The organism is Mycobacterium innocens (genome assembly GCF_900566055.1).
GTDB lineage: Bacteria > Actinomycetota > Actinomycetes > Mycobacteriales > Mycobacteriaceae > Mycobacterium > Mycobacterium innocens.
Genome location: NZ_UPHQ01000011.1, coordinates 1 through 25,661, shown reverse-complemented (window position 1 = coordinate 25,661; position 25,661 = coordinate 1). Strand labels below are relative to the sequence as shown.

General features: G+C 67.4%; 21 protein-coding genes and 1 pseudogene. 3 read left to right on the top strand and 19 right to left on the bottom strand.

The window, feature by feature from the left end; translation table 11 throughout:
• Positions 1 to 27 precede the first annotated feature (27 nt).
• Positions 28 to 1,461 (top strand): sulfatase family protein, encoded by a 1,434-nt coding sequence (locus tag EET03_RS01540; RefSeq protein ID WP_075543888.1) that lies wholly within the window; start codon positions 28 to 30, stop codon positions 1,459 to 1,461.
• 596 nt (positions 1,462 to 2,057) lie between these two features.
• Here EET03_RS01540 and EET03_RS01535 read toward each other — a convergent pair.
• Positions 2,058 to 2,840 (bottom strand): trans-aconitate 2-methyltransferase, encoded by a 783-nt coding sequence (locus tag EET03_RS01535; RefSeq protein ID WP_063468747.1) that lies wholly within the window; start codon positions 2,838 to 2,840, stop codon positions 2,058 to 2,060.
• 152 nt (positions 2,841 to 2,992) lie between these two features.
• On the opposite strand from EET03_RS01535, the gene EET03_RS01530 reads away from it, so the two are divergent.
• On the top strand, positions 2,993 to 4,204 hold the full coding sequence (locus EET03_RS01530; RefSeq protein WP_075543887.1) for an alpha/beta hydrolase family protein: 1,212 nt from the start codon (positions 2,993 to 2,995) through the stop codon (positions 4,202 to 4,204).
• On the opposite strand, the gene eccE is transcribed toward EET03_RS01530, so the two are convergent.
• From eccE to EET03_RS01445, 18 genes and pseudogenes are all read right to left on the bottom strand, one after another.
• On the bottom strand, positions 4,191 to 5,189 hold the full coding sequence (gene eccE / locus EET03_RS01525; RefSeq protein ID WP_075543886.1) for a type VII secretion protein EccE: 999 nt from the start codon (positions 5,187 to 5,189) through the stop codon (positions 4,191 to 4,193). The genes EET03_RS01530 and eccE overlap by 14 nt on opposite strands.
• The gene (mycP, locus tag EET03_RS01520) at positions 5,186 to 6,577 is read right to left on the bottom strand and encodes a type VII secretion-associated serine protease mycosin (RefSeq protein ID WP_075543885.1); all 1,392 of its coding nucleotides are present in this window, start codon (positions 6,575 to 6,577) and stop codon (positions 5,186 to 5,188) included. Before mycP ends, eccE begins: the two co-directional genes overlap by 4 nt.
• Positions 6,574 to 7,992, bottom strand: a complete 1,419-nt coding sequence (gene eccD / locus EET03_RS01515; RefSeq protein ID WP_099193907.1) for a type VII secretion integral membrane protein EccD — start codon at positions 7,990 to 7,992, stop codon at positions 6,574 to 6,576. The genes mycP and eccD overlap by 4 nt, the downstream gene beginning before the upstream one ends.
• Positions 7,993 to 8,056: 64 nt before the next feature.
• Positions 8,057 to 8,962 (bottom strand): ESX secretion-associated protein EspG, encoded by a 906-nt coding sequence (locus EET03_RS01510; protein ID WP_075543884.1) that lies wholly within the window; start codon positions 8,960 to 8,962, stop codon positions 8,057 to 8,059.
• A gap of 8 nt (positions 8,963 to 8,970) precedes the next feature.
• Positions 8,971 to 9,261 carry a WXG100 family type VII secretion target gene (locus EET03_RS01505; RefSeq protein ID WP_023369886.1) on the bottom strand — a complete coding sequence of 97 codons (291 nt, stop codon included), beginning with the start codon at positions 9,259 to 9,261 and terminating at the stop codon, positions 8,971 to 8,973.
• 27 nt (positions 9,262 to 9,288) lie between these two features.
• On the bottom strand, positions 9,289 to 9,582 hold the full coding sequence (esxG, locus tag EET03_RS01500; RefSeq protein ID WP_075543883.1) for a type VII secretion system protein EsxG: 294 nt from the start codon (positions 9,580 to 9,582) through the stop codon (positions 9,289 to 9,291).
• Positions 9,583 to 9,615: 33 nt separating this feature from the next.
• Positions 9,616 to 11,169, bottom strand: coding sequence for a PPE family protein (locus EET03_RS01495; protein ID WP_075543882.1), 1,554 nt, complete (start codon positions 11,167 to 11,169; stop codon positions 9,616 to 9,618).
• Positions 11,170 to 11,171: 2 nt separating this feature from the next.
• Positions 11,172 to 11,480, bottom strand: a complete 309-nt coding sequence (locus EET03_RS01490; RefSeq protein WP_063468741.1) for a PE family protein — start codon at positions 11,478 to 11,480, stop codon at positions 11,172 to 11,174.
• The gene (eccCa, locus tag EET03_RS01485; protein WP_099193906.1) at positions 11,477 to 15,481 is read right to left on the bottom strand and encodes a type VII secretion protein EccCa; all 4,005 of its coding nucleotides are present in this window, start codon (positions 15,479 to 15,481) and stop codon (positions 11,477 to 11,479) included. The genes EET03_RS01490 and eccCa overlap by 4 nt, the downstream gene beginning before the upstream one ends.
• Positions 15,478 to 17,064, bottom strand: coding sequence for a type VII secretion protein EccB (gene eccB, locus EET03_RS01480; protein WP_075543880.1), 1,587 nt, complete (start codon positions 17,062 to 17,064; stop codon positions 15,478 to 15,480). Before eccB ends, eccCa begins: the two co-directional genes overlap by 4 nt.
• Positions 17,061 to 18,914 carry a type VII secretion AAA-ATPase EccA gene (gene eccA / locus EET03_RS01475; protein ID WP_208648972.1) on the bottom strand — a complete coding sequence of 618 codons (1,854 nt, stop codon included), beginning with the start codon at positions 18,912 to 18,914 and terminating at the stop codon, positions 17,061 to 17,063. The genes eccB and eccA overlap by 4 nt, the downstream gene beginning before the upstream one ends.
• 908 nt (positions 18,915 to 19,822) lie before the next feature.
• Positions 19,823 to 20,113, bottom strand: coding sequence for a WXG100 family type VII secretion target (locus EET03_RS01470; protein WP_075543878.1), 291 nt, complete (start codon positions 20,111 to 20,113; stop codon positions 19,823 to 19,825).
• Positions 20,114 to 20,148: 35 nt separating this feature from the next.
• Positions 20,149 to 20,442, bottom strand: coding sequence for a type VII secretion system protein EsxG (gene esxG, locus EET03_RS01465; RefSeq protein WP_075543309.1), 294 nt, complete (start codon positions 20,440 to 20,442; stop codon positions 20,149 to 20,151).
• Between the two features lie 38 nt (positions 20,443 to 20,480).
• Positions 20,481 to 21,806, bottom strand: a complete 1,326-nt coding sequence (locus EET03_RS01460) for a PPE family protein (RefSeq protein ID WP_075543877.1) — start codon at positions 21,804 to 21,806, stop codon at positions 20,481 to 20,483.
• Positions 21,803 to 22,117, bottom strand: a complete 315-nt coding sequence (locus EET03_RS01455; RefSeq protein WP_075543876.1) for a PE family protein — start codon at positions 22,115 to 22,117, stop codon at positions 21,803 to 21,805. The genes EET03_RS01460 and EET03_RS01455 overlap by 4 nt, the downstream gene beginning before the upstream one ends.
• Positions 22,118 to 23,051: 934 nt before the next feature.
• Entirely contained in the window at positions 23,052 to 23,270 is a 219-nt protein-coding gene (locus EET03_RS29770; protein ID WP_136625626.1) for a hypothetical protein, read from the bottom strand.
• A 292-nt stretch (positions 23,271 to 23,562) separates the two neighbouring features.
• Positions 23,563 to 24,468 (bottom strand): class I SAM-dependent methyltransferase, encoded by a 906-nt coding sequence (locus EET03_RS01450; protein ID WP_075543875.1) that lies wholly within the window; start codon positions 24,466 to 24,468, stop codon positions 23,563 to 23,565.
• A 10-nt stretch (positions 24,469 to 24,478) separates the two neighbouring features.
• Positions 24,479 to 24,982, bottom strand: a pseudogene (locus EET03_RS01445) (PPW family C-terminal domain-containing PPE protein); the annotation flags it as partial.
• Positions 24,983 to 25,144: 162 nt separating this feature from the next.
• Here EET03_RS01445 and EET03_RS01440 point away from each other — a divergent pair.
• Positions 25,145 to 25,661 (top strand): PE family protein (locus EET03_RS01440; RefSeq protein WP_136625625.1); only part of this gene is annotated, 517 nt, incomplete at its 3' end.

Sequence of the window (25,661 nt, the reverse complement as noted above, 5' to 3'; positions counted from 1 at the left end):
ACACCGGGTATCGTCGCCGCCGCAAGCATGCTCGAGAGGCGGCAGACGGTGACGGGTGAACACAATGACGGCATAGCCGGCAACGACAGCGTGCTGATCGTGCATTGGCACGACCTGGGGCGCTACCTCGGTGTTTACGGTCACCCGGATGTCCTCAGCCCGCGACTGGACCAGCTTGCCGCCGAGGGGATCTTGTTCACCCGGGCGCACGCCACCGCACCGCTGTGCTCGCCGTCGCGCGGATCGCTGTTCACCGGTCGCTACCCGCAAACCAATGGGCTGGTGGGGCTGGCCCATCACGGCTGGGAATACCGCAGTGGAGTCCGGACACTGCCGCAACTGTTGGGCGAGCAGGGTTGGTACTCAGCTCTTTTCGGGATGCAACACGAGACGTCCTACCCGGCCCGGCTGGGATTCGACGAATTCGACGTGTCGAACTCCTACTGCGAATATGTGGTCGAAAAGGTGCGGGAGTGGCTGCAGGATTGCGTGCCGGATCTTTCCGGCCAGCCGTTCCTGCTAACGGCGGGGTTTTTCGAAACCCACCGGCCCTACCCCCACGAACGCTACGAACCGGCAGACAGCGCAGGTGTCAACGTCCCCGACTATCTCCCCGACACCCCCGAAGTGCGCCAGGACCTGGCCGATTTCTACGGAGCCATCACCACCGCGGACGCCGCCGTCGGGCGAATCTTGGACACGATGGCCGAAACCGGGCTGGACGGCAGCACCTGGGTGGTGTTCCTGACCGATCACGGCCCGGCGTTTCCGCGTGCCAAATCCACCCTCTACGACGCCGGGACCGGCATCGCCATGATCGTGCGTCCGCCCACCCGCCGGGAGGTTGCCCCGCGCGTCTACGACGAATTGTTCAGCGGCGTCGACCTGTTACCGACAATGCTGGACCTGCTGGGGGTCGACATCCCGGCCGATGCCGACGGCCTGTCGCACGCGGCCTCCTTGCTCGGGGCCGACACCGTCGCCGGGCCGGTTCGCGACCATGTGTACACCACCAAGACCTACCACGACTCGTTTGATCCGATACGCGCAATCCGCACAAAGGAATACAGCTACATCGAGAACTATGTGCCCCGCCCGTTACTGGATCTGCCGTGGGATATCGAGGAAAGCCCGTCCGGGATGGCCGTCGCACCGTTCGTCAGGTCACCGCGACCGCAACGGGAACTGTACGATCTGCGCGCCGACCCCACCGAGACCACGAATCTGCTGACCGGTGACGCCGCCGCGAAGGTGTTTGCGGTTGCAGCGGATCTTGCTGTCCGGCTTCACGATTGGCGTCAGCGCACCGGCGACGTGATCCCGTCGGAATTCGCCGGTACCCGGATTGCGGAGCGCTACACCGAAACGTATCTGCGGATCCATCGAACCGCGCCCAGCAGCAGGTCGCCGATAGCGGCCGACCGCGGTATCGAGGAAGAAGCCGCGCCGGCCAGCCAATAGCACGGCCATCGAATGCGCTTCGCACCAGCCACATTGGCCACACCAGCCTCCTCGGGTCATTGGGCCCGCCTCACTCGATTCAAGGTGACCACAATGCTGCTGGTCATCGATGTCCTGGAGCGCGACCTTGGCTGAGTACCCACAGCTGGGCGTCTGTTTTCGGCACGTCGATGCCCCCACTGTCGCTCAAACCTGGTGTGACGGCAGGTGCTCGGGCGATGACTCACTGCTCACCGGGTCGGCTGTCATGCCGCCGTATCGACTGTGCCGTGACGGCTTTGAGTGTGCTTGTAGGGCGGGAACATCCGCGATTGGCCGCCCTGGCGGCACCCTCGACGCCGCCAGCGCACGCTCGACGCCGCCAGCGCACAGTCGACGCCGCCAGCGCACGCTCGGCATATCTCATCTCCGTCACCGGGGCGTAGCCGCCCAACGCTGACAGCGACAACCCGCGGCCTGGAAACCCATGTGACGGATGTGACGGCAATCGCTCATGGATCGGCGTCGACGCGGGCTGTGCGAAACGCGACACGGCCAACCGGGTCTCGACGAGCGCGACGGGCGATCGCCGACCGCCGATACGGCTTCGCCAAAGCTCACGAGCCGCGGCGTGCTCCCCCGACCTCGGCGACGACGAACAGCCGGCGGAACGGGAAGATCGTGGTACCGTCCGCGCGGCGCGGGTAGGCGTCGTCGAGCAGCGGAATCAGCTCCTGGCGGAACTGCTCCCAACCCGCATCGTCCAGCCGTTCCCGCACCGGAACCAGCGCGGTGCCGGTGATCCATTCCAGCACCGGGTGCTCACCGGTGAGCTGGTGCAGGTAGGTGGTCTCCCAGGCGTCGACCTTGCATCCGGCGTCCATCAGCAGATTCGCGTAGTGCGCCGGCGGATGAACCACCGCTCCCACCCGAAACGGTATGTCGCGCAGCAGCTTTGCGTACGGCTCTCGCCGGGCCAGGGTCCGCACCACGGCGTGCGACGGGGTATCGAAGTTTCCCGGCACCTGAACCGCCATCCAGGATCCGGCCGCCAGCTCGCCGGCCCAGCGGACCAGCAGTTCCGAGTGTTCGGGCACCCAGTGCAGTGCCGCGTTGCTGACCACCACGTCGGTGTCTGGCCGAGGCTTCCAGTTCCGCACGTCGCAGGTCGTCGCGTCGATACCGCGTTCCCGGGCGGCGGCGACCATTTCCGGTGAACTGTCCAAAGCCTCGATCGTCGCCTCGGGCCAGCGTCGCGCCAGGTGCCGGGTCAGGTGGCCGGGGCCGCAACCCAGGTCGACCACCCGGCGCGCCCGCTTGGCGCCCACCCGGGACACCAAGTCGTAGAACGGACGGCTGCGATGATCCGCAAAGGCCAGGTAGACGTCGGGATCCCACATGTCGGTCCTCCTGATCAACACCGTCGCCAATCGGGTGTTATGGAACAACCTATTACCGATGGGGTCCGGACGCGCACCGTGTTGCCCCAGAAATTGACGACACTGTCGAATTCGCCGGCACCTCGCGATATCGGCGAGATACCATCGATGGGATGTCGGAGTTTTCGGGGATGTCCGAAGCGGATCCCATCGATCCGCCGGTCCCGATTCCCGACGTGCCCGGGGCCGACGCCGGCGCCGAAGGGCTACCGCCACGATCTGCGCTCTCGCTGCGTCAACGCATCGTCGTCGAGTCGTCGGCGGTCGGCGATATTGCGCTGCGCACCGCGGCGTCGTCGGTGCTGTCCACCACGGTGGCACCGGCCGTCGTCGCCACCGCTTTGCTGCGGCTCAATTCCGGCAGCGAACGCAGCAACTTGAACTTCTACGCCGAACTGGCCGCCGAACATGACCCGGCGAAGTCGTTTCCGGCACCGAAGGATCTGCCCAAGATTTCGTCGCGGCGCGCCAGCCCGCTCGCCGAGTGGATCGCGCGCGGCACCGTCGACGACATCTCGTTCGCCAGCGGCTTCCGGGCGGTCAACCCCACCATGCGCACCCAGTGGAGCGGGTTGACCGCAAACAACGTGGTACGCGCGCAGCATTGGCGCCATGACGACGGGCCGCGCCCCACGCTGTGTGTCATCCACGGTTTCATGGGCTCGTCGTACTTGCTCAACGGGCTGTTCTTCTCACTGCCGTGGTATTACCGTTCCGGTTACGATGTTCTGTTGTACACCTTGCCGTTTCACGGCAAGCGAGCCGAGAGGCATTCGCCGTTCAGCGGTTTCGGTTTCTTCGCCGGCGGCTTGAGCGGCTTCGCCGAGGCGATGGCCCAGGCGGTGTACGACTTTCGCTCCATCGTGGACTATCTGCGCCACACCGGCGTCGAGCGCATCGCACTGACCGGAATATCGCTGGGCGGCTACACGTCCGCGCTGGTGGCGTCGGTGGAGAACCGGCTCGAGGCCGTCATCCCCAACTGCCCGGTGGTCAGCCCGGGCAAACTGTTCGACGAATGGTTTCCGGCCAGCAGGCTGGTCCGGCTGGGCCTGTGCCTGTCGCGCATCCGCCGTGACGAGTTGAGCGCCGGGCTGGCCTACCACGGCCCGCTGAACTATCGGCCGCTGCTGCCCAAGCACCGCCGGATGATCATCACCGGCCTCGGCGATCGGATGGCTCCGCCCGAGCATGCCGTAACGCTGTGGGAGCACTGGGATCACTGCGCGCTGCATTGGTTCCCCGGCAGTCACGTCATGCATGTGAGCCAGTTGGATTACCTGCGGCGGATGACGCTGTTTCTGCGCAGTTTCATGTTCGACTAGCGGCCTCGGTGAGCGACGTGTGCCCCGCCCAAGCCGACGGGGTCGGCCACACCAGTCGCTCCAGCAGGCCGTCGGGCTCGTCGGTGTGTCCGTCGAGTCGCCGGGTGGACGACGGCTCCAATGCCGCCAGCGCCAGCCACTGGCTGCCGCGTTGCAGAGTCAGTCCGGCCAGCGGCGCCGCGCCGTCGGGACGCGTATCGGTACGGAACGCGCACCCGACGGCAACCGTGGGCGGGCCGCCCGGTCGACCGCCGGTGCCGATCTCCAATGCCGCCCAGGTCTCACGCGCCGGATGCGACCACACGGCAGCCAATGTTTCGGGCAATGCGGCATCCACGCTGACCCGGTATGCGGCAAGGCAATCGGAGTCGCCGTGGCGCATGCACCGCCACGTTTCGCGATCGGCTCGAGCCAGCAACCGCGGCGCGTCGTCACGCGCAACCATGCCGACGTCCCAACCGATTTCGCGAAGGTGGTCGGCGAGCCGGCGCGCGGCGACCTCGGCGGTCTGCTGCAACGGGATTCGCGGTGACCGGGCTTGCAGCGCCGCCAGGTTGGCGGCGGCCGACACCGTCATCCCGAGCCACAGCTCCCGCTCACCCGCCGCGTTGAGATGCCCGGTGATTCGGACGGCGTCGGCGCGGATGCCGTAGCGGTCCAGGTACCCGGCTATCAACGGCAGCGGGAGCACCTCCAGGCCCGGGGCCGGCGGACCGAGGCGCAGCAGCGCCGTGGTGCGTACCTCGGTTGCGGGATCGGCGCCCGACCGCCGTCGCCGCATCATGGCCAGCCGGCGACGCACGATCGTGGTGAAGTGCAGTCCGCACCACCAGCCGAACAGGACGATCACCACCACGGCGGCGATCCCGATCAGCCAATAGTCGCGGGTCGACTGCCACGGATAAGCCATCGCCGCGGGCACCATCGCCAGCAGCGCCACGGCGATCCGCCCGTTTCCCGGGCGCGGAATCGAGTTGAGGCTCACGGGATCGGCTCCTTTCGCCGGCGCACCGTCGCCGCAGTTGCTGCGGTGATGCCGACCAGCAATGCCAACGCTGCGGCTCCGGCGAATGCGACGTTGCGGGGTGTGGTGTCCTTGGGCTTCGGTGCCGGTGGAACTGCAACCGGTTTCGCCGCTGGCGCCCCTGATTGCGGGGCGGGCAGCTGCCAGGTCAGCGCCGCCACCGGATCGACAGCGCCGGCGCCGACGATGTTGGACGGGGCGCGGGCGCCGTTGTGGGCGGTGGCGGTGATGCGGCGCACCACCTCGCCCGCGCTCAGGCCGGGATACTTGCTGCGGACCAGCGCGGCGACGCCGGAGACGTAGCCGGCCGCGTAGCTGGTGCCGCTGATGGGCACCACTTGCTGGTGGTCATTGGGCAGTCCGTTGGCCAGGCCACCGCCGTCGCCATTGCTCACGGACAGAATGTTTTCCCCGGGTGCGGCGATACCCACCCACGGACCGGCCATGGTGAACTTCGACGGCTGCCCGTCCGGCGCCAAGGATGCCACCGACAACACGTACGGCTGCCACCACGACGGGATGGAGATCGACGTGACGCCGGCCCAGTTGCGTGGATCGTCGGGACGGCTCAGGTCGGTCAGCGGGTTCGAGTCGCAGGAGCTACCACCGCCGCCCGAGCCGGCCGCACCGCTGGTACCGGCGGCGGCCACGATCACCGCGTCCTTGTCCACGGCCGCATACCGGAGCGCCGCCCCCAGTGCGGACTGGTCGACCGTCCGGTCGGCGGGCAGGCAGGTCACCGGGGAGATGTTGATCACCCGGGCGCCGAGATCGGCCGCATGCACGATCGCGCGGGACAGCGTGTCCACGTCGATCGCTGCCCGGGCCAGCGTGGGGTCGCCACCTGAGGTCCGCGGCGAGAACTTGGCCGAGGTCACCCTGATGGACAGCAACCGCGCCGCCGGCGCGACCCCCGCGAAGCCGTCGGCGCCGGGCTGCCCGGCGACGACCCCGGCGACCAGGGTGCCGTGCCCGTCGCAGTCGGTCAGGCCGTCGGTCGAATCCACGAAGTCGCCACCGCCGTCCACGTTCGGCAATCGCGGACCCGGTTGCACCCCGGTGTCGATGATGGCCACCAACTGACCGTCACCGCGCGAGAACTGCCATGCCGCAGGCAGATTCAGCACCGCTTGGCTGGGTGCCGGGACACCGGTATCGGTACCCGCCATGAGTCCCGAGACACTGCAGGCGCCGCGTTGCTCCATCGGCTGCACCGGCCCCGGGGTACCACTGGGCGGATCCACGGTGGCGTCGACCACCGGCGGGGCGATAGCCGACGCCGGCGGAGCGGTGGCCACCACCACAGCCAGAATTGCTGCGCAGCAACCTAATCCGGCGCCGCGTGTCATCGATTGAGGACCCAGGTGAACAGGCCGACCAGGTATGCCATCGCGGGGATAAGCGAAACGTCCAGGCCGGCGGCGACAAAGCCCAGCAGGCGGCGCAGCGGCAGAGAGTAGCTGTCCGGCGAGGCAATGGCAGGGTTCAGCGCAACGACGATCCAGGCCAGCACGAGTACCGCGAGCACCAGCACCGCGCCCACGGCGGCGGCATAGCGCCCGGTCGCCGTGTAGACCACCAACAGGATCCCCGCCACCAGATGCGGCTGGGCCAGCAACCAGGCCTTGCAGGCGGCCGAATCCCATACCCGGGCGCGCAGTGCGGTCGCGGCAGCCGTCGCCGCCACCACGTACCAGCCCACGCCACCGACCGCTTCGGGGCGCACCGCGATTGCCACCGATCCCAGGACGCTCAGCAGCACGGCCGCGGCGATGAAACCGCTTTGATGGGCGTCACTGACGCGCACCCGCCGCGGCAGGTCTTCGAGCACCCGCAACGACGGAGCCGACGGGGTGGGGTCCCCCGGCGCCGGGATGACCGGCAACGGAAAGCGCGCCCACAGCGCCGACAGCTGAGCCGCCTGGATGGTGATCAGCAGCGCGGCCACGATCAGCCCGGCGCCGACACTGCGCATCGGCAGTTGCCATAGCAGTTCGGCGCCGGCGGCCAGCCATACCCCGGCCGCGGTCACCGCCACCGCGGTGAAGAAGGTGACGATGCGCTCACGTTCGGCGCTGGGCACCATCAGGCAGATCAGTGACCACGCGGTGACACCCGCAGCCGCCAGCAGCAGCTGCGCCGGCCCAAATTTCCCGGGTACCGCCAGCGCCAGCGCCCCGGCGATCGGCACCAGTGCGGCAATCGACACCGCGGTCCCCGTTCGTGGCGAACGGGCCGTGGCCAGCAATCCGGCCAACGCCATGCCGACCGCGATCCCGCTGACCGTGACCAGCCCGGCCAACGCTCCCGTCGCCATCCGGTAGCTGACCGCCAGCCCGGTCGCCACCAGAGCCACACCGATCACCGCGGCCAGCGCCCCGCGCTGGATATGCTTTGGCCCCCAAGGGTTCAGCCGCGAACTCGAGAAGATCATGGCGGCGTCGGCGATGTCCTCGACGATTCCCGGGGCGGCCGGACCGGTGGGCACCGGCTGCAATGCGAGCAGGTCACCGTCGACCACCCCGACGGTGTCCAGGCTGGCATCCAGGCTGAACGGCGCACCGCCGATGGGCGCCAGACTCAGGTTCGCAGCCGCACCCGAACCGGCCTCGCCGCCGTCGCCGTTCTCCGCCGCGGGAATGACCAAACGCTGGACCGCGGGCAGGATTTCGCGCAGCGGCAGCTCCGCGGGCAGGGCCATCTCCGTCAACCGGCTGTCGGCGAGGATGGCGACGCGGACAATCGGCATCACGGTGCCCGACATCACCGGACCGTCCAAATCCGTTGGGGCCGTTGCGGAGACATCGTACTCACTTTCTGAATTTCGGTTATGAGGGTTGTCCGGAGAAGTCGCGGGACAACCGCTGACCGGGGAACCATTGCCCCTCCGGCAGATTGGCGATGAGTTGTTCGATCGCGACGGCAGTCGCGAACGGGGTCCCGGGGCTGAAGGTCGACACCCACTCACCGTCGAAGGCCCGGGACGGACTGACCAATACCCGGCCGGCGGTGGTGTCGACGACGCTCAGACCGACGTCGGTGGTGGTGTGCTGGCCGTCCCGGTTGCAGCCGGCGACGATCTCGACGTAGTAGCGCGGCCCGGAGAAGACCGCCTCCACCACCGGCCGGGCCGAAGCCGGGATGCCCAGGTAGTCAAGGACTTCCTCGAGCGGCGCGCCGGAGCGCAGCCGCTCGTCGGCGCGAGCTCCGACCCGCATGGGCATGCTGAACTCCTCGAACCGGGCCGGCGGCCGCTGCGACAACCCGACACCGAGGACCGGAACCAGCGCCCGCGGGTCATCGATATCCATTGCCGTGAAGGTGACCAGCTGAGCGCTGCGCAGCGCGACAACGGTATTGAACTTCCGGGAAGTCTTGCCGCCGGCGCCGACCCGCCGGGCGACAATGCCACGCAGCAACTCGCCGGATCCCTCGGCCGATGCCGGCCCTATGTAACGTAAGTCCAGCCACCGGTCGGGGAAGCACACCACTTTGATCCAGTCGGCCACCGCAGAGTTGACGGTACCGTCCGGCGACATCAAGCCCAGTCCCGTCAGCTCGTCTTTCTGACGCCCGAAGAACGCATTTCGTTGCGCGCTATCGGTGTATGGCGGGGTGATGGCCAGCACCCACGGGAAACTGCCGGCCCCGACGCTCTCGGCGATGAACCACGCGTTGTCGACCGTCAACTCGACGGCGTTAGGCTGCGAGGGTTCTGCGGATTCTGCAACCATCTAACTTGCTAGCCGCCCCATTTTGCGGCTTCAGCCTGGTCGCGGGCCATCATCGCCATGGTGTTGGCTTCGTGCGTGCCGGCCATCGACTGATAGGCCCGCACCAGGTCTGCCATGGCCTGGTTCCACTGCGCCTGCCATGCCTGATACGTCAGCCCGGTGTCGCCTTGCCAGGCGTTCGACAGCGCGGACTGCTCGGCGGCGATATCCGAGCCCAGCCCCTGCATGGTGCCGGCATATCCCGACATGTCCCCGGCGTGTCCCAGCATCGCCGGGTAGTTGTACATGATCTGTGACATCACAACTCCTTTCGGTTGTCTGTGGGCTCAGAACGCCGTGTAGCTGGACGCAGCCGCGGAATCGGCGGCCACATAAGTTCCGGCGGCGTCACCGAGGTTTGCCTGAGCGATGTCCAGCAGGGCGTTGACCCTGGCCGCCGCCTCCACGAACCGGGCGTGGGCGCCCTGAAACGCGGCGGCGGACTCGCCCTGGTGAAACGCCTGCGCCGACATCGCCGACTGCTCGGCCTGACTGATCGTGTGACGCATCAACGCCGCCTTGGCGCCGAATGCCGACTGGGAGGCCACCAACTGCGGAATGTGGGCATCCAGAAGACTCATAACAACCCCTTTCTCTGGCAATTCGGATTTCGGTTACTTGCTGTCGTGGTGCGAAGCGTCGTCGCCCCCTTCCTGCAGGCCGTCCCAGCTGCTCGGTACCATCGGCATCCGCGGACCGCCGCCGAACTCGTCACCGGCCAGCGCCGTCAGGCCAACCGCATGCAGCACTGGCTCTTTGGCGGCGGTCCCGGCGAACCCGAGCGGGCCCGCCCCCCAGTCGGACGCCTGGGTGGGATCCTCGGTTGCCGCCGGGCCGGTGCCGGCGTCCATGTCGAGGAATTCGTCGCCATAGTCGCGTAATTCGAGTCGCGAGCGGCGTCGCGCGCGGGTTGCCGCGCGGCTTGCCGCTGCCGCGCCGGCGGCCGGGATGGTCGCCGCCGGCGCCTTGAGGCTGCCGCGGCCACCAACCGTCGGACCCGAGGTGGGTCCCCAATCATCAAGGCCGCCAACCAGGTAGGCAAAACTTGCGGGAGCCGGGGCAGCCGGGGCCGGCGCGGCGCCGGCCGAAGCACCGGCTCCCGGTGGTGTCGCCGGAGCCCCAGCCAGGCCGCTGGCCGTTGAGGCAAGACTGACAGCCGGCCACGGAGACGTCGACGCGACGGCGACAGCCAGCGGTATTGCCGCAGCGGGGGCGGCAACCACCGCGGTCTCGGCAGGCGCCAGCGCCGCGAACGCTATCGCGCTCAGACCCAGGCTGAGCCCGGCCGGCACCAGGAACGGCGAACTCAGCACCATGCCCCAGGTGGGCCAGCCGACGAGGTTGAAGAAGACCTGGTATCCCAGCGCGAACAACAGTGGGCCGTAGGTGATCAACGCCGCCACCGGGTTGGTGAGGAAGGCGATGATGATCTTTATCGAGTTTCCGATGGGGTCTTGCAGGAACGTCGCGATCTCTTTGAGCATCCAGCCGTAGAAGCCCGTGTAGGCGTTCCACATGTCCTGGAGCAGCTGCCAGAGGAACTGCCAGGGGTTGAACGTGGCCGCGGCGGCTTGTGCCTGAACCGCGTTGGCGACCATCCCGGCGGCCGGTTCGTCGCCGGGATTCACAATTGTCGGCGCCGGCGCGGTGCGCGGAGCCGACGCCAGTGCCGCGCCCGCGGCCGCCTGGTAAAGGCCCATGGTCGCGGCGGCGTGAAGCCACATCCGCAGGTAGTCGGCCTCGTTGAGCGCGATCGGAATGGTATTGATGCCAAAGAAATTCGTCGCCACCAGGATGCCATGGATGACGTGGTTGGCCGCCAGCTCCGCCAGAGTCGGCATGGCCGCCGAGGCGGCCGTGTAGGCCGCCGCAGCAGCCTCGTGCTGAGTTGCGATCGCGGCGCTGTCGGCGCTGGCCTGCATCAGCCACGCCACATAGGGCAGATGCGCGGCGAGATACTGCTGCGCGCTCGGCCCCTGCCACGCTCCCGCTTGCACCGCATCCAGGATCCCGCTGAGTTCTGCTGCCGCCGAGGCATATTCGGCGCTGAGCAGATTCCAGGCCGCGGCCGCCGCCAGCAGCGAACCCGGACCAGGACCACCGCTCAGCAACGCCGAATGCACCTCGGGCGGCGAAGCAATCCAGATGGGCCCCAAGGGCGCGACCATGGTCAGGCGCCCGCGATCCCGTAGGTAGCCGCGGCCGCCGCATCACCGGCGAGATAGCGTGCGCCGGATTCGCCCACCCCGACGCCCGCACGCCCCAGTTCTTCGACGCCTTGGGCGGCGACGACGGAGTGCTCCTGCCCCTGGACGCTGAACTCGGCGGCAGTCTGCAGCGACACCGGATCCACGGCAGGCGGCACCACCGCGGTGATCGACGGAGCCGCGGCAGCATGCGCGGCCGCCAGCCGCGCCGTCAGCGCTTCTACGGCCGCGCTGGCCGCGGCCAGTCCCTCCGGAACAACTCGCAACGTCATGACTGACTCCCCTTCTGTTGCGTTTCACCAAATGTCGCGGCCTCCCCGATGAGCGGGTTGACCAACTGCATGTAGGTCGGAGATTCGCTGTCGCTCAACAACACCGCGCGTCCAGGAGGCAACCGGTCGAAACGTTGACCGCGGATCTTCCCGCTGTCGGCCGGATTGCCCGAAAGCATCACCGTGGTCGCCTGCAGGTCGTTGAACCGCCGCAGCAGCTGACTGGTCATCAGCGCGTGGCCCGAGCCGGAGGCCCGCGCCGTCACAATCACCCGCAAGCCCAGATCGCCCGCCTGCCCGAGCAGACCGATGAGCGGGGTCCAGGGCCGCTGTCCGATGTAGGGACCCGTCATGGCCGCCGAATCCGGGATCTGGTCGACGTCGTCGATGACGAGGTAGTGGGTGTGGCCGTGGTAAGTCCAGCGGGCCAGCTCGGCAGGCGACAGGCCGGCCGGTGGCCGTCGCGACTCGATGAGGTTTGCCAGCCCGAGCATCGCCGGGATGATCCGGTCGATGTTGGCGCTGTATTCGTTGTCGGGGAACAGCGGTTCGTCGACCAGATGCAGCCGGCGATCCAGCACGGTGAAGGCCACCTGGTCGGCGGTCGAGTGCTCCCGGATGGTGCGGATCAGGTGACGCAGCAAGGTGGTCTTGCCGGACTTGCTGTCGCCGAACACCATCAGCAGCGGATTGGCGGCGAAGTCGAGCACCACCGGCGCCAGGTCCTCCTCGCGCTGGCCGATGACAATCTGATCCGGTCCGCGATACAGCGCGCCGACCGCTTCGGCAGCGAGGTTGGTGGGCAGCAGCCGCACCGGCGGGGCGGCAACTCCCGGGTAGCGGGCGTTGATCGCGGCAACTGGGTTTCGTTGCCCGTCCAACGCAGAGTCCAACGCGGGGCTGGCGAACAGGAAGTGCTCGGCGGCCATGGTCAACCCGCGGCCCGGCTGGTCGGCGGGGACGGCGTCGGCCGGGCGGCGCAGCGCGCCGACCACCCGCACATTGCTGTCGCGCGCGTCGTGCAGCTTCAGCTCCAGGCGCAGCCCCAGGCCGTCGCGCATCGCCAGCGGCACCTCCAGCCAGCTCGGGGTGGTGATGATCACGTGGATGCCGTACGCCAGGCCCACGTTGACCAACTCGGTCACCTTGGCCAGCAACGGGTTTCGCGTGTTGAACTGGTCGATGTTGTCGCGACCGAACGCGTAGAGGTTGTCGATGACCAGGAACACCTCACCGTAACCGTCGTCGGGAGCCGAACCGTTGCCATCGCGGTTGCGGAACACCTCACGCTGCTGCCGGGACAGCAGCAGCTGTTCCAGCTCACCGAAGGTACGCCGGATGCGTTCGGGTTCCAGCGCCGACGCGACGCTGCCGACATGGGCCAGACCCTCCAGTGAACGCAGTTGTCCGCCGCCGTAGTCAAGACAGTAGAACGTCACCTCGCGCGGTGAGTGCAGGCTGGCGGCCGAGAGCATAAACGTCTGCAGTGCAGTCGATTTGCCGGACTTGGGACCGCCGTGGATCACCATGTTGCCGGCCGACGACCGGGCGTCGAACACCAGCGGATCGCGGCGCATCTCGAACGGCTTGTCGATCTCTCCGAGCGGCCAGCGCCAGTGCCGGGGCGGCACGGCGGCTCGGGCCAGCAGTCCGGTGAGCGGGATCGGTTCGTCCAGCGGCGGCAGCCACAGCTTGGGGGCTCGCGGTCCGTAGCGGGCCAACTGTTCGCCGACGGTCGCGATCAGTTTGCGCGGCGGGCCGGCCGGTTCCTCCGCGCCGGCGGTGGCGATCACTGTGCCCGGGTCCGCCTCCACGGCTGCGGCGGTGAAGATCTTGGGTTCTGGGAGTGGTTGCACGACACGGGCTTTGGCGGTGCGTGGCGGCTCGTAGATGCCGTCGACGTAGGTGCTGCGGAACTTGATCGGGGTGGCCCCGGGGGCGGGCACCAGGAAGCCGATGCCTTTGTGTTCTCTACCGGACTCGATGTGGTAGGCGTCCTCCACACCGATGATCTGGCGGGAAACGCTGGGGCTGGCTACTTTCAGCCCGATCCGGTAGGAGGTGTTCTTGTCGATGTCCTTGATCTTGCCGACATCCAGCGTCTGGGACGCGAACAGGATGTGGATGCGGAACGAACGCCCCTTGCGTGCCACGTAGTCGAACAGCTCGGCGTATTCCGGATGATCGGCCAGCATCAGGGTGAACTCGTCGGCCACCACGAACAGCGTCGGGATAGGCGGTAAGTCATGCCCGGCCGCGACCGCATTTTCATACTCGACCACCGAATTGAACGCGCTGCCCTGGACCCGGCGGCCGGCCTCGCGGAGCAGCGTTTCGCGCCGGGCCACCTCACCGCGCAGCGTGTCGGCGAACCGGTCGGCCAGCGACTTCTTCTCGGCCATGTTCGAGATCACCGCGACAACCTGGGGGAAATTCCGGAAGCTGTCGGCGCCGGCCTCGCCCTTGAAGTCGGCGTAGATGACGATCAGCCGGTCTGCGGAATGAGTCGTCAACAGCGCCAACAGAATCGACATCAGGGTCTGCGACTTGCCGGAACCCGTCATCCCGATCATCAGTCCGTGCGGACCCATCCCGCCTTCGGCTTCGTCCTTGAGATCGAACATCAGCGGCTCGCCGGTGGCGGTGACGCCGATCGGCACGCGCAACTCGTCGTCACGCCGGCGCGGCGCCCACAGCGCCGGCACGTCCAGCCGGGACGCATCCGGGATGCCCAGCAGCGTAGTGAAACTCGCGCCCCGGGTGGCCGCGGAGCGCAACCCGGCGTGCGTCGGGTTGGAGTCCCACCGGGACAGCCGGCGGGCCAGGTGAGCGGCTTCGTCGGCGCCGAACTCGTCGGCATTGTCGATATAGGGCTGCCAGCCGCCGGTCTGCCACCGCTGGATGGCACCGTCGGTCACCTGCAGGATCGGTTTTTCCGGATCGGAATATTGTTCGCGATGCGGTGGTGTAGCCGAATAGTGCACGACGGTCACCCCGGCACGGCCCACGCCCAGCGCCGCCGCGGTCACGTCGTAGTCGGGATCGTCGACCACGACCACCAAGTGCCGCAACGCATCTGCCGCTGCGCCGGTGAATGCGGGACGGTCGAGCAGGGTGGAGCCCAGCATGTCGACCAGCGCGTCGGCGTCGGCGGCCAAATAGCGGGCCGGGCCCACGCCGTCGGCCTGCCCGGGAATGTCGACGTGCGGCAACCACTTCAGCCAGGACCAGTCACTGCTCTCCAGATCGGGGCTGGCCAACGCCACGCCGAGCACCGTCGGGTCGTGCCAGGTGACCGCCTGGGCCAGCCACGCCCGCAGCGCCGCACGCACCTGCGCGTGGTCGCCGAGCACGGTGATCCGCGAAACCTTGGTGACGTCGATTCCGGTGGGAACGTCACGAACGGTGCGCTGCGTGTCGAGCAGGCTGCGTAATGCGCTGTGCGACACCGGTTCCAGGTCGACTTCGTCAGCGGTGTCGTTGACCCGCAGCGTGGTGGCCAGGGGGGCGGAGTGCCGTCCGGCCCGCAGCACCAGGAAATCCGGGTCGTGCGGGTCGCGCTCCCACTGGCGGCGGGATCCGGGCACCGAAGCCAGGGCCTCCGGTTCCGGATGGGACCACTGCGCGGACGCGCGCTGCTCGGCTGCCTGCGCACGGATGTTGTCCCGAACCACCGACAGGTAACGCAGATAGTCGGCCCGCTCGGCGTCGACTTCCTCGGTGCGCATCTTGTTGTCGTTGCCGCGAAACAGTGAGGTGGCCGCCAGCAGCAGCACGAAGGGAAAGAACAGGGTCTGCGGAGAAATCAGCCGCATCCCGGTCGCGACCATCGCGACGATCATGCCGACGATGAGGATCCCCATCAGGTAGGGCATCGCGCGTCGCAACAAGGACGGCGGAATGACCCGGGGCAACTGGGGTGGCGCCTCGATGGTGATGGTGCCCTTACGAGTCGTCGGCGGAGTCAGCCGCCGGCGAGCCTCGAAGATCAGTCTGCTCATCGGGACCCTCCATCGGCCGACGCCGCGCGCCCGGGCTTGGTGTCCGGCGGCAGGGCGTCGTGAGCCAACAACGCGTCGGCCCGTGACAGCGTCGGGCCGGACGCGAAGAGCGACAGGACCGACCACGGGATGGTCAGCGGCGGGGTCTGCAGGCCAAGTGCCTCAACGGTTTTGCGTCCGCCTTCGCCCTCGGTGTCGATGCCGTAGCGCACCCCGGTATCGGAGACCCAGAACAGCGAACCGGTGGCCGGAGCCGTCGCGCCACCGCCCACGCTCTGGGTGAAGTAGCCGGTGCCCGGCGGCAACGCGACGTGGGTGGCGGTCGTACCGCCGCCCCCGACCAGGTCGACGGTGTGCACCGCGTCGGCCACCGGCAGCGCCGCGCCGCTGAGCAAGCTCAACGAACTGGTGGCCGCCCCGGCCGGCTTGCTCCAGTACGCACACGTGACAGGGCTGCGCGCCACGTCGACCAGACTCAGCGACTGCACCGGATAACGTGTGATGTCCAGCATGCGTGACACGGGCAGCTTGGCCACCTCGTCCGCGCCGAGGCGTGGCGGCTGTTGCAAACCATAGGAGTTGGTGTTGCGCAGGAGCGCGGCCAGCACCGGTGAGATCGGCTGCAGACCGTCCGGCAGCACCGCGTAGTACTGCGAGGTTTCGGCTTTAGCGGTGCTATTGAGGGTCAGAGCCTCGACCACCGCACCGATCGGCGCGGACACCGCGAAACCCGGCGGGCCACCGGCGTTCGGAATGACCGGCGCCGTCAGTGGCGGCGCTTCGGGAATGGCGTTGAACAACCCCAACGCGATGGGCCGCGGCGCGAGGGCGTCGGCGCCCAGCCCGAGCGCGCTGGTGACCGCATGGTCGTTCAGGTCCAGCAGGCTGCGCTTGCCGTCCCATAGCAGCCAGCTGCCCGTGCCGTTATCGACCAGGACCGCCTGGGCGGAGCCGAGCGCGGCCGCGCGGGCGCCGTCGCTGTCCGGCCGCCCCGCGATGACCGTCACCGCCGTGCTGTGGGCGCTGCGCCCACCCTGCCCGCTGACGGAGTCACACACCGTCCAGTTGGCGTCGCGGGTGGTGTTCTGCACCATCCGCTCCGGGGCGCCCGGAATGCCGATCAGATTCCCACGCGGAAAGCGGTCCAGCTCAGAGCTTTTCACCGTCGTGGGGTTGACCGGCTTGCCGGCGATCAGCCGGGCCGAGGTCAGGTTGAGCACCGGGTGCACCGCGTCGCCCACCCGCACATACAGTGCGGCGGTGGACCGGTCGGCCAGCACCGGACTGGTGCCCGCCTGCCCGTTGGGCCGGATCAGTGAGAACACGAAGCAGCCGACCAGCCCGGTGATCAGGACCAGCGCCCCCATCAGCACCGCGCGCGACTGGGTGCGCAGCGGGTCGACGAGCATTCGGGTGTCGTGCAAGGCAATACCCGAGGCGATGCGGCGCATCACGAACCGCCAACCTGTCACCTGATGGCGCGTGACGAAACCCCGGCGGTAGACCACCTTGTCGGGGTTGTGATTGACCGGGGTGCGCGAAGCAAACGAACGGCGTTCTGGATCAGGCTCACGGGTAGTCATGCCGGCACCGAGAGCCCCAGTCCGCGTAGCAGTGGTTCCACAGACCTGTTCACGTCGTCGGCGGTGATGGTCATCAGCTCCTCATCACTGAACTCCCCGGTTCCCGCATGCTCGGAGTGGTCGAGCCGGAATTCACGTTCTTCTTCCGCACGTTCGACGATGTTGCGGACGAACCGCCCGTTGCCCGCTATGTCGAGGCTGCGGCGCATGATGCCGTTGGAGTCCGGTGTCGACGATGCCGCCAACGTGGCGAACAACGCCTCCAGGTGGTCGAGCGCCGATCGCTCGAAGACGCTGTCTCGTTGTTCGGCCATCTTGTGCGCGATCTCCACCAGCTCATGCGATGTGTACGACGGGAATTCGATGCTGCGGGTGAACCGCGACCTCAGGCCCTCGTTGGTGTCGAGGAATTTGTCCAGGTCGGCCCGGTATCCGGCGATGATCACCACCAGCCGGTCACGGTCGTTTTCCATGCGGGCCAGCAAGGTGTCGATGGCCACCAGCCCGAAGTCGTTCTTGGCTCCGGTGGCCACCAGCGCGTATGCCTCGTCGAGGAACAGCACCCCGTCCAGCGCGCTGTCGATGATCGCGTTGGTCTTGGCCTCGGTTTCGCCGATGTGCTGGCCGATGAGGTCGGCGCGGTGCACCTCGCGGATATTCTCCCGCTTCAAAAGCCCTAGGCCGCAATAGATTTTGGCGACGACCCGGGCAATCGTCGTCTTACCCGTCCCGGGCGGCCCGGCGAAGATCAGGTGGTTCGTGCGCTGCGCCACGGTGAGCCCGCGCTGCTTGCGCACCAGCTCCATAGCCACCGAACTCTTCAGCCGCGACACCTGGTTCTTGACTTCGTCGAGCCCGATGAATTCGGCGAGCTGGCGTTCAGCCTCGTGCAGCAGCGCGGCTTTGCGCTCATGTGCCGCAGGATCGATGAAATCATCTGCGCTGGGCTCGGTTTCGGGATCCCACGGGTCGGTGCGGGCTTCGATCCGGGCCGCGGTGGTGGTCACGATCCCGAAGCTGGTGTTGGACAGGGCCTGCTCGACTTGCTCGTTCTCCGGATGGGCCGCATACAGGTCCTGAAGTACTTCGGCGGCCGATTCCTCGTCGACGTGTGCGCGCAGCACCAGGGCTTTGGCCAGTGCCCCGTCGAGCGCCGCGACCAGGACCGGACCTTCGGGCTCCTCGAGATACGACAACGCCGGAGCGAACATGCCCAACCGGGCCAAGGCGGTGCCCAGGGTGATCTTGGCGGCGTGGGCGAAAGTCTGGTCGAGATCGGGATCATTGACGATCGGGGTCAGCAGCTTGACGACGTCCGACCACCGTGCGGCACGGTAGTTGACCACGACCATGAGCCAGCGGGCTTCGCGCCAGCCGGGTCGACGCCCGGTGATGCCGGCAACCACGTCGTACGCCTTCGCGTAGTCACCGGCCGTCGCCAGTGCCGCCGCGTACGCGAGATGGAAATCGTCCGGGCCGGTGGCCCGGAACCGCAAGTACAACCCCGTGTCGTAATGAAACCCCAAGGCGTTGGGCGCCAGTTCCACGTGGCGCTGCAACACGCCGGCGGTGGCAGCAGTACGGGACACGGCTTCGAGCACGCCAATGGACTGGTCACCGGCGGCAGCCAGCCCCGTCCATGCGTCGCACTGGTCACCGGCGACGCGGGTGAGTGCGGTGAATCCCGATCGGGCGGCGGTCAGGTCGGCCGGCCGGCGCCGGTCGTAGACGGCGATGCCCAGCGCCCGGCAGCAGGTGGCGAACCGGCTGACGACGTCAGCGTCTACCTTGCCGCTTGTCCGGGGTACGACGGAGTGAGTTGCGACCATGCCGATATCACTGCGTTCCACGCTCCCGCCGTCTCCTGAACCTAAGGTCGCCACTGGTCATTACCGCCTGAAGCTGGCCTCCCGAAGTTAGCATTGCATAAGCTAACCTGTCGAGGGCGGTGCGGGGCCGGTTGTCCCGTCATGATGACGACATTCGCATGGCACTGACCAGCGCCTTAGTCGCGGCGATCAGCACGGGCGATTTCATGCCTGACGCTCCTCCTATATATCGGACCCACCCAGCATTGTGCAGCTTAGTGAACATGATTTTCATTAACAAGGGCGGGGCGGTCCCTACTCCGGGCAGTGGCCGAGGTGATGTAAGCCGCGACGCCACGCATGACCCGGAGAAAAATCTCACATACCATATATGTTGTCAACTGTTGTCTATTGCTATATCGGCCCGCTGGCCTGACCACCGTTACCCGGTCACCGCAGTGCAACACCGAGTCTGGCGGCCAGGGACGGCTTATCCCGGATCGACCCGGCTACCGCACTGGCACTTTCGCGCTCATGCGACCGCCCATGCACCAGGTGTCGAGCGTCCGGCCGGGGCTGGACCCGCGTAGCGCAGGTCGCGGGTCCAGCCTCCGGTCCGGGAAACGTCCCCTGGTAGCTTTTAGTAGTTTCCAGGGTCATCCACGCCGGTTGCGCATCCAGCGCGCCGGTGACCCTTGCGGCCGGGGCCGACCGCATGCTCACCCGGCCGGCAGGCTGGTATCTAGGTGCCCCGGGTTGTCGGCCGCAACTGCGACTTTCCCACCGACCACATCAGTCTCCCCGGCTGCCGGCGACAATCCGTAGCGCGCGCCTTAGCTTGTCGCGGAAAGCCGGGCAAATTGTGCGCCGGGTCGGCCAGATTCCCATGTGAAAGATGTGACCGCTGGGCCGGGACTCCGCGGAGGGCGGTGACTAGATCAGCACCGTCGCTAGGCGCCCCACTTGGCGGCCTCGGCCTGGTCCCTGGCCAACATCGCCATGGTGTTGGATTCGTGGGTACCGGCCATCGACTGATAGGCCCGCATCAGGTCCTCCATGGCCTGGTTCCACTGGGTCTGCCAGCCCTGGTAGGTCATCCCGGTATCGCCCTGCCAGGCATTGGACAGCGCGGCCTGCTCGTTGGCGACATCGGCGCCCAGGCTGTGCAGGGTGCCGGCATAGGCCGACATGTTCCCGGCGTGCGCCAGCATCGCCGGGTAGTTGTACATAATCTGCGACATCACAAGTCCTTTCGAGGTTTGACGGTGACGGTGACTCAGAAGCCGGTGTAGCTGGACGCGGCGGCGGCATCGGCGGCCACATAGGTGCCCGCGGCGTCGCCCAGGTTGGCCTGCGCGATATCCAGCAAGGTGTTGACCCTGGCGGCGGCCTCCACGAACCGGGCGTGCGCGCCCTGGAACGCCGCGGCGGACTCGCCCTGATGAAACGCCTGCGCCGACATCGCCGACTGCTCGGCCTGCCCGATCGTGTGCCGCATCAACGCCGCCTTGGCGGTAAACGCCGACTGCGACGCCACCAACTGCGGAATATGGGCATCCAACAAACTCATAGCGATTCCTTTCGATTTGAATTTCCGGTTACTCGTTGTCAGCTCATCAGGCTGGCAAACGCCTGTTCGGTGCCCGCCCCAAGGACATTCGACTCCCAGGTAGCCGGCAGCATCGGCACTTGCGAAACACCGCCGTACTCAGCGCCTTGCAATGCCGTCAACCCGCAGGGCTGTCCGACGTTCTGCTTGCCGTCCGTCCCGGCAAACCCCAGCGTCCCAGCACCACGCTCAGAAGCCAGCGCCGACGACGGCGGGCTGCCGGAAGCCGGCTGCACCGCCGACACCAACCGCGTCCGCTCCGCCGTCGCCCCCGGCGACGGCTCCACTGCCCCGATCGCCACAGCCGCCGGAGCAGCAGCCAATCCCGCAGCCGGCGCGGCCGCCACGGCCGCAGCCGGCACCACGGCCAATCCGGCCATACCGGCTACCCCCGGGACAACAGCAGCGGCCAGCCCTCCCAACAAAGGACTCGCCAAAAGCGGAACAACACCGACCAAATTCGAAATAATCCACCCAACAACAATTGTCGTAACACCCAAGACGGTGGCGTAGACCAGTGGCGGTATTATCACGATCGCTATAATAAGTGGCGTCCCAAGCGCACCGAAAACTAGCAGATCTATAATAGCTGCTAGCAGCTGCAAATGTACGAGATTATCTATCAATTGGAACAGTACCGCACCGTAGGCTTGGAAAACCGTTGAGAAAAGCTTGAAATCCAATGCCCATACCTTGCCGACCAGGGCCAAGAACTGCATCAGTTCATGCCATGGGAATGGGGTGAGAGTAAGGGCGGCCACGGCATTGCTGAATTCATTGGCACTGGGTTTAACGATGACTGGCGCCGGCGTGGTGCGCGGCGTCGAGACCAGCGCCGCGCCGCTGACGGTCTCATAGACACACATGGTGGTAGCGGCCTGGATCCACATTCGGACGTAGTCGGCCTCGTTGAGCGCGATCGGGATGGTGTTGATCCCAAAGAAGTTCGTCGCGACCAACACCCCGTGGGTGACGTGGTTGGCGGCCAATTCCGCCAGGGTGGGCATCGCGGCCAGTGCGCTGAAGTAGGCTGCCGCCACGGTGTCATGCCCGGCGGCCGTTGCCGCGCTGTCGGCGCTGGTCTGCATCAACCACGCCACATACGGAACATGCGCGGCCACATACGCTTCGACGCTGGGACCCTGCCACGCGCCAGCCTGCACCGCAGCCAGTATGATCGTGAGTTCTTCTGCCGCCGAGGCATATTCGGCGCTCATCGATGTCCACGCGGCAGACGCTGCCGCCAGCGACTCCGGACCCGGACCGGAGCTCAGCAATGCCGAATGCACCTCGGGCGGTGAGGCGATCCAGATCGGCGCGGTCACACCCAACCACCTAATGCCGAATACGATACTGCCGCTGCGGCGTCACCCGCGGCATAACTGACACCGGACTCACCGACGCCGATTCCCGAACGGCCCAGCTCTTCAACGGCTTCGGCGGCCACCGCGGCGTGCTCGTTGCCGTACGCGCTAAACCCGGCCGCAGTCTGTATCGACACGGGGTCCGCCGCCGGCGGGACCACCGCTGTAATCAGCGGTGCCGCAGCAGCATGCGCGGCAGCCAACCGAGCGGTCAGCGCTTCCACCGCCGCACTGGCCGCCGCCAAACCTTCGGGAACCACTTGCAATGTCACTATCGACTCCTTCCGATTGCATCTGGCCTGCCGGCATGGCCGAAGTCCTTGTCGGCTGCGACCGCCGGGCATGATGCGGAAAAAATCTCACGGATCCTAACTATTGTCAACAGTTGCATATCGCTACGGTTACGTAGGGAAAAGCTACGTTTCGGTAGCCATCCGGCCCGGTGGGAGTCGTTGGACCGGGCCTGAATACGCCGTTGCCACCATGGACGGCGGGTCCACCATCCGAAGTTCAGCCGCAGCCAGACAAGTGCGTCGCTTCCAACGCGACAATGCGTCATGAGCATTGACCAATTTGCGAGGAACACCTGCTCGCGTCGAAATGGACACTATCCGAGAGGATTTCGGGTGCTTGTCGGGTTGGTGGTACGCCCGGAACTACCTGACGATGAGCGCATGCGAGAGTGACAGGTGTTCTAAGTCGTTACCGCCGTTGATGTGTGGCTCATCTTCAGCAGGCGCTAGATCTGGTCGGTCAAGGGACACAATGACTTTTTTTGTCCCGGTGCGTAGCCACGGTGCCCGGGTGCCTGTCGAGATGCGCAACAGGGATGGGGTTTTCATCGGTTGGCGCTCTGCGAGGTGGCAGGCCGGGTGACCAGCTTCCATGCCACAGCCGATCACTGTACCGGCGTCTCCCAACATGTTTCATGCATGCGAAGAGGAATTCGTCGACATCGGCAGCGGGACGGTGCGAACCGATTTACGTGCGTGACGCACTGCCGGGAGCGCTGCCCTGCTCTCCAGACGCAGGGCCCTGGTTAGCCTTACTGTCGTTGATTGCCGTGGGGTCTCCTGCACGCGGACTGGTGTCCCACGTGCCAGGCACCATCGGCACCGCCGGCCCCCCCGCCGAACCCGGCGCCGGCGAGCATCGCCAGTCCAGCCGCGTCACCAACGCCTGCGCGGGTTGCAGTCCCGGCGAATTTCAACACTCCCGCCCCAACGGTCGGACGCCGACGAAGGGAAAGGCTCTGCGCCCCGAAGTTGATTCGGACTCCAGGAATTCGTAGCGGTAGCCGGGATCCGGCAGCCTGGCCCGTCGGCGCCGGCGCACCCGCGTCTCCTCTCGCGCAGCCGCGGCGGCCGCCGCCGGTATCGCAGCCTGGTCCGGTTCTGACGCCGTGCGCCGAGCCGAAGTGCTCATCGCCGAGTCGAACCCGGCGCCGGGACCGCCGACCACGTATGGGAAGGCCGCACCGGACGACTCCCGCAGCGGGCGGTGCCGGGGGTGTCGCCGCTGCCGCCGGGGTCGGAGCGGCCGGTGGTGCCGAGGCCGCCGTTGGAGCCGCACCCGGCGCGGCCGCTGCGGTCCCGAAAGAGGGGCTCGCGACGCCATGCAGGCCGCCTTGCCGGAATACGTGGCAGGCCGTCTCTAGTCGGACGCCGGCCCGGAAAAGTTCCCACCTAAGGCGAACTCATTGCGTCTTCCGATGCGCCTACGGCTTGGTGGCACTGACCAGGGTGTTGCGCACAAACAGCGCCCCGGCCTCGGTCCCCGGTTCCGGCAGCGGCCGGCCGACCTCGCGGAAGTACTCGACCAACGGCGTACCGAGAGCCGTCCAGCCATGTGCCCCGAACCACTCGGTGGCCGGTGCGCACTGCTCGTTGTAGACCAACTGAAAAAACGGATTCGCGTCACCGGCCGCGACGACGGCACGTTCTTCTTCCACCTTGGCGGCGAATTCCTCCGGGGGAAGCGGGCTGCCGTCCTCCACGGCGGCATGACTGCCAAGGCAGGCCAGGTTGTCGATGCCGGTGAACAACTGCTCCTGCGCGGCGGTCGGAAGATAGATCAGCAGCCCCTCGGCGATCCACGCCGACGGTTTGGCAGGATCAAAGCCGTCGTCCTGCAACGCTTGCGGCCAGTCTTCCCGCAGATCGACCGCGATTTCACGTCGCTGGGCGCGCGGCGTGGCACCGTGCCGGGACAGCACCTCGCGCTTGAAATCGAGCACCTGCGGACGGTCCAGCTCGAAGACCGTCGTTCCATCCGGCCAGGGCAGCCGGTAGGCGCGTGAGTCCAGTCCCGCCGCCAAGATGACCACCTGGCGCGCTCCGGCGTCGGCGGTCCGCTGGAAGTAGGCGTCAAAGTACCTGGTGCGCGCGCCCTGGAAATTGACGAAGTGCTCGCCGAAGTCCTCGCTCTTCAAGTCGTGGTCGGGAGCCTTGCCGTCGAGCACGTCGGCCCAGGAACCGCCGACGGCCCGGCAGAACAGTTCCGCGTACGGATCGACGGCCAGCGGGTCGGGCTTTTGGGCCTCCAAAGCCCGTGCGGTGGCGACGAAAAGCGCGGTCGACCCAACACTCGTGGTGATGTCCCAGGTGTCACCTTCACTACGCACCCAACCGACATTAATGCCTTGCCGGGCCGTCCGGCTCCGAGGTGCCGGGGAGCATCGGCTCCCTGGGTCCGGCATCGAACTGATCACCGGCCAGCGTGGCCAAGCCTGCCGCCGCACCGGCTGTGTCCTTGTGAACCGTGCCGGCGAATCCCAGGTTCGCCGCACCTTGATCCGAGGCGGTCGGTGCAGCCGGCTGCTCGTCGTGCGGTACGTCCCAGTCCGGGCCGACCTCGACGTCCATGAACTCGTCGCCGTAGCCGCGCAGCGCTGCGCCTCGGCGCCGCCGCCGTCGGGCCTGCTCAGGGGCGGCTGCCGTGGCGGCCGCGGCGGCGGAATCGGGTTCGGGCGCCTTCTTCTTGGCACTGGCGGCAGCGCTGGTGCTCATCCCGTCGCCGAACCCGATGCCCGGACCGCCGCCCACCAGGAAGGGATAGCCGAAGCCCGACGCGGCTGGGGCCGGCGGCGGTGCCGGGCCGGGGCGCTCGGCCGCACGGTCCATCACCGTCGAGGGTGCGCGGTCGCGGACGCCGGCTCGCAAAACCTAGCCCGGGTTTCCGGCAAACCCACAACTGTGCCGGCCGCACAGCGATACGCTGGATTGGCCGATTCTCTCTGGTGACGGGGGAGGCTCCAGATCGGCATGACAACGCAGTGATGGCGTATCGGGAGGTGTCAGATGTCGTTCATGTTCGCGGCGCCGGAGGCGCTGGTGGCAGCGGCAGGAGATTTGACCAATATCGGGACCGCGGTCGGCACGGCCAATGCCGCCGCCGCGGCCAACACGACGAGCTTACTGGCCGCGGGTGGGGATGAGGTGTCGGCGGCGATTGCGGCGCTGTTCGGTGCGCACGGCCAGGCCTATCAGCTGCTGAGCGGGCAAGCGGCCGCATTCCATCAGCAGTTTGTGCAGGCCCTGAACGCGGGCGGGACATCGTATGCGGCCGCCGACTATGCCGCTGCGACGCCGCTGCAGCCCCTCCTCAATGCGATCAATGCGCCGTTCGTCGCCGCTACCGGGCGTCCACTGATCGGCAATGGCGCCAACGGGGCCCCGGGGACCGGGGCCAACGGCGGGGCCGGCGGTTGGCTGATCGGCAACGGCGGAGCCGGCGGGTCCGGAACGTCCTCGACGACCGCCGACGGCGGGAAAGGCGGTGCCGGCGGGGCCGCCGGCTCCGCCGTTGCCGACCAGC

Coding starts and splice junctions, on each gene's coding strand:
- EET03_RS01540 (WP_075543888.1), top strand. CDS start 28: ATGCTCGAGAGGCGGCAGACGGTGACGGGTGAACACAATGACGGCATA.
- EET03_RS01535 (WP_063468747.1), bottom strand. CDS start 2,840: ATGTGGGATCCCGACGTCTACCTGGCCTTTGCGGATCATCGCAGCCGT.
- EET03_RS01530 (WP_075543887.1), top strand. CDS start 2,993: ATGTCGGAGTTTTCGGGGATGTCCGAAGCGGATCCCATCGATCCGCCG.
- mycP (WP_075543885.1), bottom strand. CDS start 6,577: ATGACACGCGGCGCCGGATTAGGTTGCTGCGCAGCAATTCTGGCTGTG.
- eccD (WP_099193907.1), bottom strand. CDS start 7,992: ATGTCGGGCACCGTGATGCCGATTGTCCGCGTCGCCATCCTCGCCGAC.
- EET03_RS01510 (WP_075543884.1), bottom strand. CDS start 8,962: ATGGTTGCAGAATCCGCAGAACCCTCGCAGCCTAACGCCGTCGAGTTG.
- EET03_RS01505 (WP_023369886.1), bottom strand. CDS start 9,261: ATGTCACAGATCATGTACAACTACCCGGCGATGCTGGGACACGCCGGG.
- esxG (WP_075543883.1), bottom strand. CDS start 9,582: ATGAGTCTTCTGGATGCCCACATTCCGCAGTTGGTGGCCTCCCAGTCG.
- EET03_RS01495 (WP_075543882.1), bottom strand. CDS start 11,169: ATGGTCGCGCCCTTGGGGCCCATCTGGATTGCTTCGCCGCCCGAGGTG.
- EET03_RS01490 (WP_063468741.1), bottom strand. CDS start 11,480: ATGACGTTGCGAGTTGTTCCGGAGGGACTGGCCGCGGCCAGCGCGGCC.
- eccCa (WP_099193906.1), bottom strand. CDS start 15,481: ATGAGCAGACTGATCTTCGAGGCTCGCCGGCGGCTGACTCCGCCGACG.
- eccB (WP_075543880.1), bottom strand. CDS start 17,064: ATGACTACCCGTGAGCCTGATCCAGAACGCCGTTCGTTTGCTTCGCGC.
- EET03_RS01470 (WP_075543878.1), bottom strand. CDS start 20,113: ATGTCGCAGATTATGTACAACTACCCGGCGATGCTGGCGCACGCCGGG.
- esxG (WP_075543309.1), bottom strand. CDS start 20,442: ATGAGTTTGTTGGATGCCCATATTCCGCAGTTGGTGGCGTCGCAGTCG.
- EET03_RS29770 (WP_136625626.1), bottom strand. CDS start 23,270: ATGAGCACTTCGGCTCGGCGCACGGCGTCAGAACCGGACCAGGCTGCG.